Origin of the sequence: Methanosarcina sp. WH1 (assembly GCF_000970005.1) — an archaeon.
Taxonomy (GTDB): Archaea; Halobacteriota; Methanosarcinia; order Methanosarcinales; family Methanosarcinaceae; genus Methanosarcina.
The window spans coordinates 2,222,881-2,242,869 of the sequence record NZ_CP009504.1 but is presented as its reverse complement, the minus strand read 5'-3'; the positions used below and the strand labels follow the sequence as shown (position 1 = coordinate 2,242,869).

General features: G+C 41.4%; 16 protein-coding genes and 1 CRISPR repeat array. Of the genes, 5 read left to right on the top strand and 11 right to left on the bottom strand.

Annotated elements, in window-relative coordinates; genetic code table 11:
- Positions 1-6: 6 nt before the first annotated feature.
- Positions 7-321, top strand: coding sequence for a hypothetical protein (locus tag MSWH1_RS09780; RefSeq protein ID WP_048128099.1), 315 nt, complete (start codon positions 7-9; stop codon positions 319-321).
- 1,261 nt (positions 322-1,582) lie between these two features.
- Here MSWH1_RS09780 and MSWH1_RS09770 read toward each other — a convergent pair.
- On the bottom strand, positions 1,583-2,479 hold the full coding sequence (locus MSWH1_RS09770; RefSeq protein ID WP_048128095.1) for a right-handed parallel beta-helix repeat-containing protein: 897 nt from the start codon (positions 2,477-2,479) through the stop codon (positions 1,583-1,585).
- Positions 2,480-3,359: 880 nt separating this feature from the next.
- Entirely contained in the window at positions 3,360-4,088 is a 729-nt protein-coding gene (locus tag MSWH1_RS09765; RefSeq protein ID WP_231591718.1) for a formylglycine-generating enzyme family protein, read from the bottom strand.
- Position 4,089: 1 nt separating this feature from the next.
- Between MSWH1_RS09765 and MSWH1_RS20175 the strand changes: the two genes are divergently transcribed.
- Both MSWH1_RS20175 and MSWH1_RS09760 read left to right on the top strand, forming a co-directional pair.
- Positions 4,090-4,344 (top strand): hypothetical protein, encoded by a 255-nt coding sequence (locus MSWH1_RS20175; protein WP_231591716.1) that lies wholly within the window; start codon positions 4,090-4,092, stop codon positions 4,342-4,344.
- Between the two features lie 166 nt (positions 4,345-4,510).
- On the top strand, positions 4,511-5,305 hold the full coding sequence (locus MSWH1_RS09760; RefSeq protein ID WP_048128091.1) for a winged helix-turn-helix domain-containing protein: 795 nt from the start codon (positions 4,511-4,513) through the stop codon (positions 5,303-5,305).
- Positions 5,306-5,421: 116 nt separating this feature from the next.
- On the opposite strand, the gene MSWH1_RS09755 is transcribed toward MSWH1_RS09760, so the two are convergent.
- Positions 5,422-6,204, bottom strand: coding sequence for a DUF429 domain-containing protein (locus tag MSWH1_RS09755; protein ID WP_048128089.1), 783 nt, complete (start codon positions 6,202-6,204; stop codon positions 5,422-5,424).
- A 317-nt stretch (positions 6,205-6,521) separates the two neighbouring features.
- Here MSWH1_RS09755 and MSWH1_RS09750 point away from each other — a divergent pair, with 317 nt between their 5' ends.
- Entirely contained in the window at positions 6,522-7,148 is a 627-nt protein-coding gene (locus MSWH1_RS09750) for a restriction endonuclease (RefSeq protein WP_048128087.1), read from the top strand.
- A gap of 169 nt (positions 7,149-7,317) precedes the next feature.
- Here the strand turns inward: MSWH1_RS09750 and pheT are convergent, their stop codons facing one another.
- The 8 genes from pheT to cas3 all read right to left on the bottom strand — a co-directional run bounded on the left by pheT (position 7,318) and on the right by cas3 (position 18,715).
- Positions 7,318-8,946 (bottom strand): phenylalanine--tRNA ligase subunit beta, encoded by a 1,629-nt coding sequence (gene pheT / locus MSWH1_RS09745; protein ID WP_048128085.1) that lies wholly within the window; start codon positions 8,944-8,946, stop codon positions 7,318-7,320.
- 77 nt (positions 8,947-9,023) lie between these two features.
- Positions 9,024-10,572: a CRISPR direct-repeat array (repeat unit 32 nt; unit sequence ATTTCAATCCACACACCCGCGAAGGGTGCGAC).
- Between the two features lie 164 nt (positions 10,573-10,736).
- Complete coding sequence (gene cas2 / locus MSWH1_RS09740) at positions 10,737-11,024, bottom strand: CRISPR-associated endonuclease Cas2 (protein WP_197074586.1); 288 nt, start codon at positions 11,022-11,024, stop codon at positions 10,737-10,739.
- 13 nt (positions 11,025-11,037) lie between these two features.
- Positions 11,038-12,069: a type I-C CRISPR-associated endonuclease Cas1c gene (cas1c, locus tag MSWH1_RS09735; RefSeq protein ID WP_048128082.1), complete on the bottom strand. Its 1,032-nt coding sequence runs from the start codon at positions 12,067-12,069 to the stop codon at positions 11,038-11,040.
- A 67-nt stretch (positions 12,070-12,136) separates the two neighbouring features.
- Positions 12,137-12,823: a CRISPR-associated protein Cas4 gene (gene cas4, locus MSWH1_RS09730; RefSeq protein ID WP_048128079.1), complete on the bottom strand. Its 687-nt coding sequence runs from the start codon at positions 12,821-12,823 to the stop codon at positions 12,137-12,139.
- Entirely contained in the window at positions 12,820-13,668 is an 849-nt protein-coding gene (gene cas7c / locus MSWH1_RS09725; RefSeq protein ID WP_048128077.1) for a type I-C CRISPR-associated protein Cas7/Csd2, read from the bottom strand. The genes cas4 and cas7c overlap by 4 nt, the downstream gene beginning before the upstream one ends.
- Positions 13,665-15,590, bottom strand: a complete 1,926-nt coding sequence (gene cas8c / locus MSWH1_RS09720; RefSeq protein ID WP_048128075.1) for a type I-C CRISPR-associated protein Cas8c/Csd1 — start codon at positions 15,588-15,590, stop codon at positions 13,665-13,667. Before cas8c ends, cas7c begins: the two co-directional genes overlap by 4 nt.
- Positions 15,587-16,267: a type I-C CRISPR-associated protein Cas5c gene (cas5c, locus tag MSWH1_RS09715; RefSeq protein ID WP_197074585.1), complete on the bottom strand. Its 681-nt coding sequence runs from the start codon at positions 16,265-16,267 to the stop codon at positions 15,587-15,589. Before cas5c ends, cas8c begins: the two co-directional genes overlap by 4 nt.
- Before the next feature lie 147 nt (positions 16,268-16,414).
- Positions 16,415-18,715 (bottom strand): CRISPR-associated helicase Cas3', encoded by a 2,301-nt coding sequence (gene cas3 / locus MSWH1_RS09710; protein WP_197074584.1) that lies wholly within the window; start codon positions 18,713-18,715, stop codon positions 16,415-16,417.
- A gap of 585 nt (positions 18,716-19,300) precedes the next feature.
- On the opposite strand from cas3, the gene rnhB reads away from it, so the two are divergent.
- Complete coding sequence (gene rnhB / locus MSWH1_RS09705) at positions 19,301-19,984, top strand: ribonuclease HII (protein ID WP_048128073.1); 684 nt, start codon at positions 19,301-19,303, stop codon at positions 19,982-19,984.
- Positions 19,985-19,989 lie beyond the last annotated feature (5 nt).

Sequence of the window (19,989 nt, the reverse complement as noted above, 5' to 3'; positions counted from 1 at the left end):
CGAAGTATGATCAATATTCCACACAAACTTCCTGCTTTGATAGTTGCCTGTGGAAAATACGTGAGTCAACTACCCACTAAATCTGGAGATTTAACAGATTTCCTGCTGAAGGTTTATGAATCGATTTCCGACCGCAATGAAAGCCATACTGATTTTTGGTATCGGCTGCGCCAGGGCAATGAAGCCTTTGAAGCCTTTGAAGCCTTTGAAGCCTTTGAAGCCTTTGAAGACGGCACTATCAATTATCTCAGCATACCTGCCCTGGAAATTGGAATGAAACACATAGAAAGGATTCACGGCCCATCCGTAATTGAGAAGTGAGGGGAGACAATTGCTTTTAACCTCATCCATGTAGATGAAACACCTCTTGATTGCCAGATGGCACAGGACGCAGCAAATAAGGCAGATATCTCTTTAAAACTGGCTGCTTCTGTAATCCTGGAGACGGGGAGCTCAAAGGGGACCATAAGCAGAAAGAACGAATGAAATTTGCCCGGGATTCTGTATGGAGATCAGGGAAAAATTCACTCAATACTGAAAGGAAGAATGAAAAAACAGCGAAATGGATAAACGGGCATAAAATTTTTTAGGGGTTTTTCCAGATAACCAAACCTCCTTAGCAATCCTGAATTCCAGGCTGTTAAGCCTTTTATCCTGTGCCGCAAAAAGCCTTTCAGCCGGCCTGCAACAGCCTGCATTTCCGTTCCAGCTCCCACCCCCTTCTTATTCTTACCAAGGTGGACAAATCCTGGGAGGGGCTTTCCCATGCCCTGACGTCTGGAGGCGCTCCTTTGTAGCTGATATGGTATTCGTCCTGTACCCACTCCCCTATGTTTTCTATTGAATTATTAATTACTCCACCAAACGGAATAACGGCTCATCTGAAGTAACGGCTCATCTGAAGTAACGGCTCATCTGAAGTACGGCTCATCTGAAGTAACGGCTCATCTGAAGTAACGGCTCATCTGAAGTAACGGCTCATTTGAAGTAACGGCTCATTTGAAGTAACGGCTCATTTGAGGTAACGGCTCATTTGAAGTAACGGCTCATTTGAAGTAACGGCTCATTTGAAGTAACGGCTTATTTGAAGTAACGGTTCATCTGAAGGAATACTGTTTTATTAAGGTATTTTGGATAGTTTCCAAAGATGGGGATAGGAAATACCTGGCTATAGATATACTGAATATGCAGGAAGAGAAGAGTTGTCAAGGAAAGCCTGGAAAATTGGATACCACAGGGAATTAAACAGTTTTGTGGAGTAGAACGCTTTCAGGCAAGGAGAAATTGTGTGCAGAGAGCACGTATTATGATAGCAATAAGAGCATTTCTAAGATTTGAAATACAAAGAATGAGAACATGTAGTGGTTTGAAACAAAGTGGAGCATTACAGGAAATGCTGTTAATAAATTCCTGAGAAAACCAGATTATTCCTTAGTGTATATTTCTTAAAAATTGTGTAAACTTAAAAGTTAACTGCATAGCAGGCAACCACATAAGTTTTAATCTTAATATATGTTCAGGAAAATGAATTGGATTGGCTCTCAGTTCATTAACTGAGAGTTTTCCAATTAATAAAGTTTCCTTATCCACAATTTACAATTTTGTTATCGTGGATATTTACATTGCTTTCTTGTGTGTTTAAATGTACTATTGCAGGGGCAGCTAAGTCATGGAAATGGTTTCCAGAAGCTTCTATGTTCTTAAGAGTTCCCTGTAATTCCAGGCCTGCATATCCGCCGCCGGATGTGGTACATTCGTTGTTTTTCATGACTCCATCGGTAACGGAATCGAACCGAACGGATGAATTAGTCCTGTTAATGAATTTAGAATTCTTAACTGTAATGCCATTTACATGATAGGCATATACGCCGTCATGTCCACATTTGTTTACGGTTACCGTATCTATCATTACGTTGCTGGACTTTGAAATCAGCATAGCATCATTACATCCGTTCTGGAATGTAACTTTCTGAATTGTTAATCCATTGCAATTTACTATAGTTGCCATGTTATAACAGGAAGTTCCAAGCTTGACACCAGAATAATAGTCACTCTGACTACCATCAACCGTCAAGTTTCTTATTGTAACATCAGTTGCAGAACTGCCTCTAATCATAAGCATAGCTTTCTTTCCTGCAATACTACTCTCACGCCCACCCCATACTGGTAGTCCTGGGGCAAGTTTAAGTGTTACACCGGAATCTCCTTCAAGGGTTGTAGCGCTACCTATCAGAAGTGAATCGCCTATAACATATGTGAATGGGCCTTTAAGGTGGACAGTTGTGCCTGGATTATTTGCTGCATATTCCAGCGCCTGGTTAATCTGGACGTGATCGTCTTTTCCGTCACAGTTGTAGTCTCCGCTTCCATCTCCGGCAACAGTTATAGTTTTTGTGTCCTGACCGCCTAATACAGTGGGTAAAGTAGTTAAAATAAGGCAGGTTACCAGGAATAGGGTTCCTAGCTGTCTTCTTAGCATCGTATCACCTTTGGGTTGGATTTTTATAGGAATTTAAGTAAAATCAACATTTATAGGGTAATTCTATATATTTCCCCTAATATTCTCTTAAAATTTTATATTACGTACTCGTAATACTTCTTTTCCGATCTATCTAATTAGATTAGGTTAGATTATCTAATCAGGTCGGTTCTATGCTGTTATTCAAAATATCATATTACGTCTGCGTAATATTTTTGAACCTATCCAATTCGGTTCTCTGCGATTTATGTGGGGCGGACACGTTGCACACAGAGTCTCCACTCTCCAATTACTTTCTAGGAACCAGTCACTGGAGGTGGCCAGATGTTAGAAGTTTTGGCTTCTACTGCTCAAAATTTGCTACTGACCATGGGATATTGCTCCTCTGGTCAATACCTCCTGTTTAATTAATCACGGCCTTTAGCCAGGTCAACTCTTCTTTTTAAAAAGTTTTCATTTACCTGTTATTGAATTTCTAAGTTGACATCCAAAGTCTATGCAGTCCTATTATAAAATATTTTTGGTAATTTTGTAATAAAATTAATACAGTATCACTTTATTTTCGGCTACGGTAGACGTTTGAGTGGATTGTTAGGTAGAACTTTGGAGAGATTATTACATTAATTATTAATCTACATCTATAAATTTAGTCCCATTCCCTGCAGAGCAATAGGTGTCAAAAAACCCCTGCACGTTTCTAAAAAGAATTATGCGTAAAAATGAGATTCGGACTTTATTTTTATATGGTCGAGAAGAAGATTAACGGTGGATTACTTTCTGTATCGTCAGTTGATGTTAATAATGTAGTGTGGACAAATGGGAACATAATTTAAGTTCATGATCTGTCCTCTAAAAAAGACACTATTATACTTCCTGGTAATTATATTTCCTTAACCACCCTGAATCCCAGGCTGTTAAGCTTCCTGTCCTGCGCTGCAAAAAGCCTTTCAGCCGACCTGCAGCATCCTGCATTTCCGTTCCAACCCCCACCCCTTCTTATACGTACAGGAACAGATACGCTTGGGAAGGGACTCTCCCATGCCCTGCCGTCTGAAGGCGCTCCTTTGTAGCTGATATGGTATTCGTCCTGTACCCACTCCCCTACATTTCCGTATATATCATAAAGTCCCCAAGGATTGGGCTTTTTCAAACCGACAGGGTGAGCTTCAAGTCCGGAGTTCTTGAGAAACCAGGCGTATTCTGTGAGTTTGAGTTCGCAGTCACCGAAGAAATAACTGCCTGTGGTTCCTGCCCTTGCTGCATATTCCCATTCGGCTTCTGTGGGGAGGCGATAAACTGGGCTTTTTTCACCAATATTTTCAACGGCATTAAGTTTTCGAATAAAAGCCTGCGCTTCTTCCCAGGAAACAGTTTCAATCGGGTACTTTTCACCCCTGAAATCGGAAGGATTATACCCCATAACTTTACTCCACTGTTCCTGCGTAACTGGATACCTGCCCAGATAAAAGGGTTTTTTTATAGATACCCTGTGTACAGGGCTTTCCCAGAGCTTTCTGCGCTTCTCGCGGGAAGAAGAACCCATATCAAATTCTCCTGCAGGGACAGGGACAAACTCCATTCCGATGGAGTTTTTATACGGGTTGCTCACAGTGATTGGACTGTTAATAGAGCCTGCAGTTGAACCTTTAACTGAACAATTATCTAGATTGGCTGAGTTATCAGTTAATTCTCCAGCTAAACCTTCGGTTAAATTTTCAGTTAAGTTTTCAGTTAAGTTCTCAGTTAAGTTCTCAGTTAAATTCTCAAGTGTAAACTCAGATTCTTTTGAGCATGTACATTTTCCACAAGAATATATGTTTAGATCCAGCGGTCTCACAACTCCAGTAAGAATAAATATTCTTTAAATATAAAAATATAGGGAAGTAATTATGCTCAAAAATGAAAACCTTTTTAGGAACTTATAATGAAAACCTTTTTAGGAATTACCAATAAAAAAATTTTTTGGAATTATAAATAAAAAAAGTCATAGGGTACTATACAGAAGTAACAGTGTAAATTGCAGGTGAGCAGATGAAACAGTCACTTATTAATCTCATCCTTTTTTCTGACAGGAGAAAAGATCTTTTATTTCTTCTGAGGAAAGAACCAAGAGATATCGATACAATCAAAGAGTTGCTCAACATAGGTGCCGGCTCGATCCAGCCCCATATTAAAAAAATGAGAGATGCTCACCTGATTATTGAGGAAAAGAAAATTTACAGGTTGTCCGAAATAGGAAAAATAATAGTTGAAAATATGGAGCCTCTCCTGAGTACAATTGAGGTTTTTGAAGTCAATGAAGACTACTGGAAGACCCGTGATTTAACCCGGATTCCAGACTTCCTTCTGGAGAGGATTGACGAACTTGGGCACTGTGAATTGCTTGAGCCTGATGCGGAACATCTGTTTGAGACACCTAAGTTTTTCATGGAAAAACTCCTGAGTTCAAAAGAGATCCTTACCTTTGTATCCTACTTCCATCCGGAAGCCCCTTCCCTTTATGCAGGCATTGCGGAAAACGGCACCAGGCATGTTCTCTGCATGACCGAAAATGTTATAGAGCGCTTATTCTCCGGTTTTCCGGAAGAAGCTGACAGGCTGTTTAAAAATAAGAATTCAAAAATATTTATCTGCCGGAAACCCGCACCCATTCCCTCAATTGTTGTAACTGACAGGTTCCTTGCGCTTAAACTTTTTGAAAAAGATGGCAAATTGAGGGATCAGATTCTTATATCCACCGAGGAAAAAGCTTTAAGCTGGGGAAAAGAGCTTTTCTGGCATTGCATGCAGGTGGCTGAACCATTGGAAGAAAAGCCAGGCTTTTGAACTTTTTTAAAATATTAGTTGAACCAGTTTTTAACCCAGTTTTTAACCTAGCTTTTAACCCAGTTTTTAACCTAGCTTTTAACCCGGTTGTTTTTACTCTGACCTTCCTCAACGTTTCATTCTGCATTTTTACGATTTCTAACTTCCTTGAATTCACAGTAAATCATCTGGATTTTCAATCCTTTACTATCAGTTTCAGGTTCATGGGGCACATACACAAACCCATAAATGTTCCCCATTTTTGCAGTGAGTGCAGCTGCAAGGGCATCCAGGATATCGTCTTTTGCAAGATCCTTTCGCCTGTACTTTGCAAGGGCATATTCGATGACTTCATCTGCAAATGGGCAGAAATTACCAAGGGCTTCCCTTCTTTCAAGAAAACCTTCGGCTTTCTTTTTCGGGTATTTCATAGGAAAGCCTGTAAAAGCCTGAAAACATATCTCAGGCCCTACCTCCCGGATTTTTTCCCTGAAATTTTCGTTTTCAACCAGGAAACTATCCACATCCCGGATTTTAGGGACTATGTGCCAGGTCTGCTTCGAGATGCGTTTTCCAGTGAGCCTTTCATTGACCTCACAGGCTTCTTTATAGGTTTCCGCATAAATTGCTTCCCTGCAGGGCACAGGAAAGATGCTGGATTTCCGGGCTTTCAGGACTCTACGGGCTCCAAGATCCGAAAGCCGCTCCCCACTGCCTCCGGTTTTCAGACCTATAGGAATGTCTATCAGAATAAAGGGCTCTGCCTGGATATAATTATTTTTCAAAAAATCAACAAGGCACGAAAACTCCGGAAAAAGTTCAACTTTCCAGCTGCATTCACTCTCATTTTCTCCTTCAAGGAGCACTGCAACCCAGCCTGCTCTGCAGCCGTCAACCCCGACAAAGACCTTCTTGCTCATACCTGCAGTTGGGAGTGAAAACTTAAAGAGTTTTTCTTGCGGAGATCCGGGACTGCGGGATACAGTTAATTAGCAAAGAAGCTGTACGAATCTGTAGAAGCTCAAAGGTAGGGAAAGGTTATCAGGATTACCTTAAAAGTAAATAAAATAATCTTAAAGGCTGTCCTGATAGATTTAAAGGTTAAAAAGGTTAATCAAATTAATTTTTTTGACTGGAAAAAATGTTCACATAATGAAAAAAATATTCTCATTATAAGAATAAATGTTCGTACAATATATAATTATTGCCAGATTAATAAATAAATTGGAGGCAGGTTATGAAGCTCTGGTTACTCAAAGCCGCAGGCACTTTGGAAGACGAAGAGATAATTCTGGAAGACAGCGTGATTACCATCGGAGGGGCTGAATTCCCGAATTTATCCAGTATTAAAAACGAAGAGCAGGTACAGAAACTCATACTCGAAAAATATCCCGGCATGCGGGGAGATCGTTCCGAAACCTGGGCAGTGGATATCTGCTCTTTCGTTACAAAAATAAAGAAAGGAGACCTTGTGGCAGTCCCCCTCAAGACCAGAAATGAGGTGCTGATCGGAAAGGTTACGGGGGACTACGAATACAGGCAGATCACTGACTTTATCAGCCATATAAGGAGGGTCAGGTGGCTCAAAACACTTCCAAAAGGGGTCTTTGAAGAAGAATATAATGTGGACTTTAACTCCCCTGAAGCCCTCTTCCTGATAAAAGCAGACCCTGAAAAGCTGGCAGATTTCATAGAAACAAAAAGCCTGGGGGCTCTCATCGAAGAACTCTCCTTTGCCCTTGAAGACATGGACTACCTGAGAGAGAGGATGCTTGAGCTTGTGTACAGGCTGGCTGAAACCGATGAGATTCCTGAAGTTCGGAAAATCGCAGCGGAAATGGAAAAGATGCTGAGAGAAAAGTAAAGGAAAGAAGAGGAGAGAAAAGTAAAGGAAAGAAGAGGAGAGGAAAGGAAAGGAAAGAAGAGGAGAGGAAAGTTCCCTCTTAATTCTTCTTAACTAAAATTTGATTTTTATTTATTGTTATTTATTTTTATTTATTGCTCTTTAATTTTATTTATTGTTATTTTTACTTTTAACCTATAAGGTTGTTCAGGTCAAGTTCAAACCCTACAACGGCGTATCCGAGTGTGAAATTGTTTATTACTTCGGGGTGGAGTTCTCCAAAGACTCCGAGTTTTTTGCCGTTGACATAAACATCTGCCCGCCTGCCTTCGAGAAAAGCCGGGTCTTCAGACTCTTTTACCTCATAAGGAAGCATCATTTCTCTCATGAAGGCGTCTACAACCTCATAGATTTCGGTGAAATTTGCCTGCGGATGGATCGAGACTGCAGCTACGTGCTGGCTGGTTGTTTCGTTGCTTACGACCTCGCCGAACTCGAAGATTTTCTGCGGAAGTTCCCTGTGTTGGTTTAAGGCAAGGATTTCAAGCAGGTTGGGAAGCACGGTTGTCCTGAGCATTGTCTGGTCTTCGCTTATCGGGTGAAGCACGTAGGTAACGTCATCCGTCTTTTGCCTGCACATGTTTTCAAAGTTGACCTTTTCACTGGTAAGCGTAAAAGGCATAACCTCATAATAGCCAAGACCGACCATTATTTCATTTACTGGAGCTCGCATCAGGGAAATCGGGTGGGACTTGCCTGCAGTATAAGTCTCAGGGATCCTTACTTTGATATTCTCATAGCCGTAACCTTTGGCAATGTCCTCTACAAGGTCATAGTTGTGCAGGATATCTGCCCTGTAAGCCGGCACCTTTACCTCAATGGTTTCCTTATCAAGGGCAGATGCTCCAAAGCGCATCCTCTCAAGCTGTTTTACGATCTCTTCAACTGAGAGTTCCATGCCTATAAGGGATTTTACTTCGCCTGTGGTAAGCAGCCTTTCTTTGGGCTCAAGGTCAGGCAGGACAAGTTCTTCGCCCCCTGGACGGATTAGCCTTACAAACTCGATCTGCCCTCCTCTTTCTGCAAGGGCTGTAACAACAATATTCAAAGCCGTGTAGACAGCTTCCCCGAGGCCTGTAACATCAATGAAAAGGTCGGTTGTGCTTTCGGTTACGGATGTAAGTGTTCCGTTAATGATGGGTGGGAAGGACAGCACATTGTCATCTGCGTCCAGGATGATCGGGTATTTGTCAAAACCCCTTACGAGATGGGCAAACCTTGTGCCTTTCGGGTGCTTATCCAGGATTTCCGTCATGCTCATCTTTTCAGTATAATCGAGAGGCACGAACTCGAATCCGGGATCTACTGCCATATAGCGGAAAGGGGACTTCACATTTTTAAGGTCATGGACCCCTATGGAAACTTTTTTCCTGTTTCTCCCAAGGCCCCAGTGCAGGTCTTCCTGCAGGTCCATGAGGGATTTGATAGAAGAGGATGTAAACTTTACTCCCCTTACGACCGCACACCCTAGGAAGGGTCTGATCTTCAGGATATCCTCGCTGACGGATATGGATACCTCGTAAGGCTTTATCGCATATTCGGAAAGCCCGGTCTCAAGGTCAAGAAAACCCCGCATTGCCCTGGCTGCCCCTTCAACACTGTAAAGGTCAGGCCTGTCAGGGAAGAACTCGATATCTACGGACTCATCTTCTATCCTTTCGATATCGGCTCCTATCATAGGCACCCGTTTTATGATGGTTTCCTTATCTATTCCTGTGAGTTTCTCAAGGTCTTCATAATGCAAGGTGATTACTGGCATGGGGATTTCATCTCATCTGTTACTAGCTAACTTAACCCCAAAAATAATCAACTTTAGATTTAATGCTTTTGTTTCGGATTTCAATCCACACACCCGTGAAGGGTGCGACTATATTGTTTTTCGGAGTAATTCTTTACTATATACCATTTCAATCCACACACCCTTGCGGGGCATGACTATATTATCAATGTTTATTCTGATTTCAATCCACACACCCGCGAAGGGTGCGACCTTTTAAAGTGTCATCCACAATTGAAATTATATTTCAATCCACACACCCGCGAAGGGTGCGACCCCATCATTTGCAAACCAAATCCAATTTAGATTTATTTCAATCCACACACCCGCGAAGGGTGCGACTCCAATATGGTTCAAACCTTCCGAAGAAGAAGAATTTCAATCCACACACCCGCGAAGGGTGCGACTTCAGGCCTTCATACAATTGCTAAATTTGACATATTTCAATCCACACACCCGCGAAGGGTGCGACGTCTGTTACAATGTTTGAGCTTGGAATGAAACGAATTTCAATCCACACACCCGCGAAGGGTGCGACGACACGCTCATAGACGGGCTTGATCTCAACACAACGGGAATTATTTCAATCCACACACCCGCGAAGGGTGCGACCAGGATAATATACACTACTCCGAAAGCAGACGATGATTTCAATCCACACACCCGCGAAGGGTGCGACCTTATATACTCCGCCAACCCTCGGAGCATCATCGAATTTCAATCCACACACCCGCGAAGGGTGCGACAATAGACATGTTGGCCTCATCGTATCGATAGCAGATTTCAATCCACACACCCGCGAAGGGTGCGACGTTGCTGATTCCCATGTTAGATCTAATGATTTTGATTTCAATCCACACACCCGCGAAGGGTGCGACATTTGTCGCTCCAGTGTTTTTAAAAATCGTTATTATTTCAATCCACACACCCGCGAAGGGTGCGACTACATGCAAATATAGACCGTGAACGCCCTTCAATGTTGATTTCAATCCACACACCCGCGAAGGGTGCGACGTTCAGTTTCTTTGTTTTTGAAAAATTCTAAATCATTTCAATCCACACACCCGCGAAGGGTGCGACGAGAAGCTTTCCGGAGCGATCAAAGTGTACCTAATTTCAATCCACACACCCGCGAAGGGTGCGACAACCCGCGCCATCTTTTCTATAACATCCTTAGAATTTCAATCCACACACCCGCGAAGGGTGCGACGTGATGCTGCTCTTTCGATGATTGCTCAGTATGATATTTCAATCCACACACCCGCGAAGGGTGCGACGTGGAAAAGTTGATTTTTATTTTGGGATTACAGATTTCAATCCACACACCCGCGAAGGGTGCGACCATATAAAAGAAAATTGAGCAAACGAGATATAAAAATTTCAATCCACACACCCGCGAAGGGTGCGACGTTTATCGCGTTAAACATGAAATCTTAGGAAACATTTCAATCCACACACCCGCGAAGGGTGCGACTCGGTTTTCTGTTTGATCAGTTTAATCCATGTTATTTCAATCCACACACCCGCGAAGGGTGCGACGATAAATTAGTTTCGTTGTCGTGATATGTACTGTGATATTTCAATCCACACACCCGCGAAGGGTGCGACTGTAAATTAATTAGGGTTATGCATCAACCCGTTCATATATATACATTTTTAAAAAATTTACGTTTTTGAATCCAGTGATAAATTGCCGCAAAAAATAAATATAATGAATTGATTTTTTCCGCGAACCCCCCGGTAAATCAATGTTCACTATGGGTTCGCAGAGATCATGCAACTAATAAACCTTCTGGATCGTACCCCTCTTTTGCACCAAAATGCTCCACCCTGTTTTTCCAATTTTTACCCAAATAGTAAAACCTGAGACTATCTTTATCCTCATCTACGATATCACATAAGGAATGTTTAAGTTGTGCAAACTGAACAGGGTCCACAAGGCATTCAAATACAGAATTCTGAACCCTCTGTCCGTAATTTTCGCACTCTTTTGCCACCTTTCTCAGCCTTCTTTTTCCACCTTCGGATTCTGTACTCACATCATATGTTACCAATACCATCACTTAAATCACCTCAATTCATAAAAAATGGCGGATAACCATCAATGTCTCCCCTTAAATAACGAGCCAGCAACATTGCCTGCACATACGGAATTAATCCGACAGAGATCTTTTCATTTAGATAAGGATGGGTAATTTGATCCTGCTTTCTTTTTTGCCAGACCGACAGTATTTCTTTCCGCCCATCATCGGTCATGAGGACAGCTCCGTTTTCCTTCTTGAGAAAATCTTTTCCATCAATTTGCTTGAGATTTACCATATTCAATGCAAGGCGATCAGCAATAAAAGGCCGGAGTTCTTCCATTAAATCAAGAGCAAGACTGGGTCTTCCAGGACGATCAACGTGGAAAAAACCAACATATGGATCAAGCCCAACTGTTTCTAAGGCGGATTCAACGTCATGAGCAAGCAATGTATACAAAAAAGACAAAAGTGAATTCATATTATCAAGAGGAGGCCTACGATTCCTATTAGATATGAAAAAATTGTCCTTTTGCTTAAGAATAAGTTCATCTAATACGCTAAAATAAAATTTTGCACAATTTCCCTCAATGCCGCGAAGAGAATCCGAATTTAAACAGGAATCAATGCTCTTGAGGTTATCTATCAGCAAATCATCAACCGAACGAATTTTATTGATATCGACTACATCTCCGTGGTCACGGATACCTCTTCCAAGAACAGTCCTGCAGTTAACGACTTTTCCTATGATGAAACACTTAGCGAGGTCAAGAGAATCTTCGTCAAGATCTGCTTTCCGATACTGCGTACGCCGTAGCAGGACATTCCCTCTAACTTTTCCATTAACACGCGCCAGAAACTTTCCGTTCGGGGTCAAAAAAGATAGTCCAACATTATTGTCAGTACAAAGTCGCATCAGCTGAGGGCTGGCGCCCATATATGCAAAGCAAACTATACCCTCAAGATTATGTATAGGAATACGAAATATTTCAACATCTTTTACCTTAACAACGACATTTTCTCCGTCTCTGAGAAGATAAGAGTCGGGGGTTGTGACATATAATGTATTCAATAATTTTCTCATATATATAGACCCCTTCTACTAAACGTACAAGTTTGAATCGAGAGCTACTCATTGAAAAATATGATTTTTAGAGATCACCAGTACATGCATCGTTCAAATGCTTGCTAACATATTTGCGAGCAGAAACAGACTTTTTCGTTAATTTCGGAATACAGACATCTATAAGAGAGCAATATTTGCAGTTTCGGGATTTTTCAGCAGATGGAGTAAGCTCTTTCTTAAAGAGGTAATGCATTTCGTCGGACAAAGAAATCACAAGGTTTCTCAATTCTTCGGTTATTTCGAGCTGAATTCTTCTCCGAATTTCATTATAGTAAAAATCAGCAGAGTTTATGGTTACATTAAACATCTCTTCAAGGCACATTGCCTGTGCACATAGTTGTACTTCATCGCGCTCGTCAATCTTCGGTTTGCCCCTTTTATACTCTATGGGATGCATTTTCCACAAACCTTCATAATCCGGAAGGGAAATGCCATTTTCAGAACGGATATATTCAATAACATCCGCTATCCCATAGAGTCCAAGCTGATACGAAACCAATGGAAATGCTCTTGACAACACAACGTCGCCTCTGCTTTCTTTCAGGAAGGGATTATCCACACGCTCATGGAGAAAGCGACCTTCAGTTGTCTGAAGATTTTCTTCCCATTGCCGCTCAATATGAATCAAAGCCCATTGACGCTTACAAAAATGGAAATGTTGTATGCCGGACAACGAGAGCAGCTCGTCTTCGGCATATTTCTTTTCAATCATAATTTCTCGATCAACTCAACGCCCTTCGGGATGTCATCTGAAATTGTTACTTTATAATTCCCAAAGGATCTGGGCGGCAGATCGTGAGAGAGGCTCTCCACCTGCACTTTGTCGAACAGGATATGAGACTGACAGCAGCCAAGTTTACTATTATGCTTGAAAACAATCAGTTTTCTTGCGGACATTTTACCCCTTGCCGCCGAATGATCATGCTCAAACATATTGACCAGACTGTCCCAGAGCAATTCCAGATCATCTTCACTAAATCCAGTCTTTTCGGCCAGATGGGCCGAGATATATCCTTCTGCACGGTACAGGCCGTAAGGTACAATCTGTTTTTTGCCCATCGTCTGACCTTTTTCAGCATCTTTCTCGTTGGTGACCGCACAACGGGTAACCGTTATTTCCTGCTGGAAGATCCTATCAATGCTGCGGGCAAAACTGAACTGTACAGGCCCTCTGACCTGGCCACAGTTGACCTCCGTGGTCATTACAGCACCGAATGCCCGAATGTCAAAAAAATTCTGACACATGAATTTTGTCAGTTCCTCGTCTTTTGGTTTCTTCGAGTCCGGTTTTATCCCCAGATAATCATAGGCCTTCTTGTGTTGATCATTGAGGACAGCCCCGGACTTAACATATATGTCATAACCTGCGTTTCCACTTTTCACAAGGTCAACATAATCTCTGATTTTTCTCTTGAGACAGACATCAGTGACGAGACCGTTGCCGGTCTGCGGATCAACTCTGGGCATATTGCCCATATCGGGATCGCCATTCGGGTTTCCGTTCTCGACATCAAACAACAGCACAAATTCATACCGATTCTTGATGATTTCGCTCATAACGACTCCTCCTTACTTGAAATAACCTCTTTTTTCGTGAAAAATGCCTTCCGCTGATGATAATAACCAAGCATGAACATACCCTGGTCTTCGAGATTCAGGTACGCAGGAAACTCATCCACTCCCGCCAGAATCTGTTCAATCAGCTGACTGGATCTGAAACCCCATTCAGACTTGGCGATGTGGTGTTGTGCAAGTTTTAACAGCACCGGAAACACAACAGCGGGCGTTGATGAGGCACTGCTGAAATACTTGCTGTTAATGGTGCTCTTCATCTCTTTATTCGTATCATTCTGTGCCTTTTCAAGAGCGGCAAATAACCTTCCAAGCCGATATGGCACATTTGAACTCTCCTCGTTTAAACTCATGGTAATCAAATCCTGCTTAACATTTAATAATCCGGCTCTGCTTAATCTGAGCAAATATGCCTTGATGAAACCTGCCCTGACCGAATTTATTGAGCCCTCTACCTTTACACGGCTCAGGATTGCGTTGTATAAAGAAACAGGGTAGACCGTATTGGTCAGGATCGAACGCATAATCAGGCCGCCAAGAAGTGGAGATACTGTTTTTTTGTCAGAACTCTGAGGGACGGTCTCATTTAACAGGCGATATATTGAGATGTACTGTGGATCATAATCACCCCGGATGATCTCCATATCAAGATGGTGGCGAGCCATCATTTCAATAAAATTCCCAATACTGTCAACATACCAGAAACGGACAGCAAGTCGTGCATTATTAGGAGACAAACCAAGGATATAGAAATTCATTTCTGGATCTGTCTTAATGTCTTCTTGATTTATTTTCATTCCAGCTCGGACCTTATTGAGAATAGCCTCGATCTGCTGAATCTGGTTTGTGTCCTGTACTCGAGGAACCTCTACATTCTTTTCTTCATTCTTCTCTATCTCCGGATTTTCTTCATTCTTCTCTGTTTCCTGAGGGACAAAAAAGAATTTCACAAGATCTTCACAAGATTTTTTACCTGATTTATCACTTGTCTCAGCCCAGAAAACAACTGTTGTATCAGCAATCCGAATTCTATTACTCTGACTTGAAAGAAGGTGATTCAGGGCAGTCGTGTATTTGAACATCGATGATTCACTGACTGAGGAATTAAAACTCTGTTTTTTTCCATAAGAACAGAATGCATCATCATTAAAACTGACAAGGGAAGCCCCTGCAGACTGAGCCCCGACTACGCCCTTTATCTTTTGATGTACCTTGGCTACCGGCTCCACTTTTCCACTCACCAGGCACTGAGCAACTACTGTGTCACCGGTCTCATCATGAGAGTTTGTTTCCCATGCGTTTTTCACCACACTATTTCGATGTAAAAATTCCCCGTCAAATTCAAAAATGCAGTTTCCACCAGCAAGAAGTTCATCTTTATACTGATTGATCTTTGGATTTTCAAGAAATTCTTCCGGCTTCCATCCATCCAGAAAAGCAAGGAATCCACGGACTCCTGGATCATCTTGACCATCTAGTATACTGTGGTGAAGAGCTTTGAAGGCCTCAAAGCACTCTCTAGAACGTTGATAAACCAGAGTGACTTCTTTATCATTCTCCTCCAATACCGTATAATCGACAGGATTGCCCTCGGACGAAGGATGATTAAATTTATTCTCAAAAGTATTTTTTTTCAGTTTTTCAACACCGAAGATATACTTTGAATTTTCACAGACAAAATATGGAAATACTCCACTGCAACGAGACTTCTGGGCAGGAACATCCATATTTTGTGGTTTCGGTTTCTTGTCTTCGCTTCTGAGATCAACAATATGCGAAAGAACGCCATCATCAGAAATAACAAGGGCAAACGAGACCTTGGCGCTGCTATACCCCAACTTTGGAATGTTAGCGTTCTCATCCTCCTCAAGAATATCATAACAACGACAGAGGGATTGAATGATCATGACACTCCTCCATTACACAGGCATTTTTGAACATCAATCACCCCGTCCACCATACAGACACGGAAAAAGACGGCTTTCATCTCGTCAGAAAAATCAATATCATAGAGCATGAATCCCAGATCTCGTTCGCCTTCTTTTTTTTCACAATAATAAGACACAGGGGCTTCCCCCTCAATTAATTCAAATTGAACCGGAAATTCACGACAGCCAAAATACGGGTGATGGAAACACTGTCCTTTTCTCATCCGCCGAAGTGTAATATTGTAATGTTTTTCAACGGTGTCGTCAGGCCCTGCATGGTTTGTCATCTCAAAATGTGCCTCAATAACATAACAGACATCACGAAGAACAAGGGAAGCCCTTTGAACCGTATCCTCTGTTGAATCCTGATAAAGAGGAACATCACCCCCCTTAAGAGCAGTTTTCACCTTACCCGCAGGTATTTTTCCCGGCCTTTCGTTTCTGCGTATATTATCAAACTTGATCGGGTTCAGAACATGAATTTTGTCAATCTTCCAGCAAATCGCAGGCTTCCAGTAAATCGCCTCAAGAATTCCTCGAGCTGCTGAAGGAGTTATGACATCATAACTAACACGTTCAACTTTCATCTCTGGTCGCGTGAAGCAGGCATAATCTCCCCATACTTTTAGTTTGATTCCGAATGCTATTCCAATCACCTCCTATTATTACAATTCCAGATCCTATTATTACAATTCCAGATCATTGTTTATCCTCATATTTTGGAATCTATACATTAGATTATGAGTATACAAGGATATAAATTTTCGGTATCTAGTAAAGAATAATAAATTCCATTCACTTCCTTAAGCAGTTAACAATGGAAATTCTTCATCACATTTTCTGTTTAAAAGTCCAATATTTTCAGAATAATAATTCTCTGCATCATCCAAAACAAAAAATCTATCAGCTATGGAGGAAATTGCATTGATTCTCTCCAGCGCCTTGAACTCTTCGAGATAAATGCTTACTGTATACCCCTGTAAACTTCGAACATAATTTCCAGGAAATCCAGTATACTGGATCTGTTTGATAATGGCTCTGGCTTTGTCATCATACGGAATAATGATATCTCGCGTATTATTCTCAATGAGGTTGAACGCATCAGCTACATCCTCAAAAGGAAATGCAATATCTCTTAATCTTTCTTCAAAAGAGGGCAGAATTCTCTTTTTATCAAGTCCGTCACCCTCATAGGAATAAAGTTTCTCAAAATACCTGTCCACAGCAGGAAGTGACAGAGGATCATCCCATTCATCAAAGATCATACTTCCAATCTCAGCAACGCGGCTCTGCCAGGATGTCACCTTGCCATAGGCTTCGGTGGATCGAAAAACATATACCTCTCCAGAATCCAGTTTTCCTTCACGGTTACATCTTCCTGAAGCCTGACAGACAGAATCAATGCCAGCCTTAGCCCGGTACACGGCAGGAAAGTCAATATCAACGCCAGCCTCGATCAATTGGGTGGAAACGACGCGGCATTCATCCCCATTTCTCAACAGATCTTTGATCTCTTTCAGTTTCGCTCTCCTATGAACCGGACACATTCTTGCACTCAGGTGGTAACAACTATTTGATTTAGAAAGTTGCCCATACAGATTCTGTGCATGTTTACGTCGTGTGTTAACAAGACATCGAACTTGTTTATGCGCTTTTAGCCTAACTGAAAGTTTTGCACTCAGGTGACAACAACTACTTGATTTAGAAAGTTGTTCATACAGGTTTTGTGCGTGTTTTCGGGTGTTAACAATACACAAAACCTGTTTATGCGCGTTAAGTTTAGCTGAAAGATCGGTATCTGCCATATCCCCAAGATCCGTCACATGGACTCGCCTGAAAGCTTCGTACAGTTCCTGAGGCGAACGCATAATCTCAACAGGCCTGATACTTTCGTCCAGAAGTCCATTAAGATTCGGCTGAGTTGCAGTACAGATTACGACGGTTGATCCATAATTGACCACCAGCTCAGAGAGAGCAGCAAGGCACGGTTTCAAAAAGCCTGTAGGTAGCATCTGAGCTTCATCAAGAATTATTACACTTTTTGCAAGATTATGCAGCTTGCGACATCGAGAAACTCGATTGGAAAAAAGAGATTCAAAAAACTGGACATTGGTTGTAACGACGATAGGAATGTCCCAGTTTTCAGATGAGAGTTTCAATTTTTCCTGTGTAGTATCAGTATTTTCAGATTTTTCATTTTTCGGATCATAGTTGCTATGGTGTTCAAGCACATTTTGATTTCCAAAAATCTTGCGGAATACATCTGCGTTCTGTTCTATGATGCTCGTATATGGTATGACATAGAAAATTCTGTTCAAATTGTATTTTTTCAAATGGTCCAGAGCAAATGCCATTGATGAGAGAGTTTTCCCTCCACCGGTAGGGACAGTCAGAGAAAACATCTGTGGCGGTAATTCTGCCTTCTCTATGCATTGTTCATAGATTTCTCTTCGATATCTGTTGATCGGGTTGTCTTCAGCTTTTGAAAGTTTGGTGTTCATGTAGTTATCAAATTTTGTGAAAAGCTTATTGAACGACTCATATTGCTCTCTGAGAGAGGATTTGTCAGGTGAAAGAAATCGTTCTGTATCAAGAAAATCAGCATCAACCAAGCATGAAAAGAGCATACGGGTATAAAACGAAATTGCAAAACCCATCTTATTGTTGATGGGATTAAGACTGGGACGAACTTTGTTCAGATCTGGAGCTAAAATTTCACTTTTGTATGCAGAATAATCCGGTAAAAACGATCTTGATAAACGTTCATCGAGTCCACATTCTTTAGTCCCATAGTTGAGAAGGCCTCCATGATGCCCGGTTATGATATATTCCAGTATACGACTTTGAAATATTCCGTAGAGTTTTCTAGCCTCTTGTGCGCCTGCAGTAGAATGATCGACTCTGATATTGGTGCCATCTAAACGTCTCTGGAATTCAGGGGAGTATTTCCCAATATCATGCAGTAAACCTGAAGCATATCCAAATTGCTCGGCATTGAATTCTCTAGAAAATCCTGAAGCAATATCTGCCACATCTTCTAGGTGTTCTTTTAGGGGTTGCCAATCAGACTTATCCTTTCTGTCTGTAGAATGAGCATAATACATAGCATTTCACACCGTGAGAATCCTTATAACCCTGATAATGTCCTTCTTTTAATACAGGGCAGTCCGTAGGCTTAATATAAATATTCAGAAATGAAAAATTAAAGTCGGGAGGCAGATAAAAATTTTTAAAGGACTTATATAGGAAGAGATTAAGACTTCCAACCAAGAAAGAAATGGCACTATATTGGAAAAACTTCCAAATTCTTTAAAGACCTTGAAATCTACCTCGTTCACTTAACTTACATGATCTTATCTTAAAATATTAAAGTAGGTTTCTTTCAAGATATTTAACAGTTGAGTTTTTCTTTTTCATTTAATATTTATTTAAGAGTTGAGGCATGAATGCACTATTTCAGAGAGTTGAAACATTATATTATTGAGTTTATGAAAACCTATAAAAATTAGCTGCAGAAAACTGAAAATGAATAAACAAAAATGTGTCAAGCCATTAAGTTCAAATCAATAGAGGTCTGTTTTTCAAAGGATTATTATAGAGCCCTGTTTTAATACTTTGCAAAAATATACCTTTACCTACTTTTATAAAGTAATAAACCCTCTTCCTTCAAATCAGGAGACAGCCAGAGAATGATTATCGCAGGAATTGATGAAGCCGGAAAAGGTCCGGTAATCGGGCCCATGTGCATAGGGGGCGTAAAGATCGATGAATCTAAAGCCCATATCCTCAAGGTGCTGGGGGTTGTAGATTCCAAGAAGCTGACTCCAAAAAAAAGGGAGCAGCTTGCAGTCCAGATCAAAAAACACGCAGACGGCTTTTTCGTCCTTGAGGTTAGCCCCTCTCAGATAGACGAACTCCGGAAGATAATGAGCATGAATGAGATCATGGTTGTCTGCTTTGCAAAAGTGCTTGAACAGCTGAAACCGGATATCGTGTATGCCGATGCTGCTGACGTAAAAGCCGAGCGTTTTGGCGAAAATCTTCGCAGGCAGTATGCAAAAACCAGTCCTGATCATGCAAAGAAAATAGAGATCATTTCCATGCACCAGGCAGATGCAATTTATCCTGTAGCCTCAGCAGCCTCTATCATTGCAAAAGTACGCAGAGACGAGCTTATAGAAGAACTCAAGAAAGAATGGGGTGCAGACTTCGGAAGCGGCTATCCCTCAGACCCGAAGACAAAAAGTTTCCTTTTGAAATGGGGAAAAGAACACGGCGGAAAGTTCCCCGAGATCGTCAGGCAGTCCTGGCAAACAGTAGAAAATGTAAGAAAAGAACTGGAAAAAGCTGATGAAAGCCTTCCAAAAAGGTAGAATAG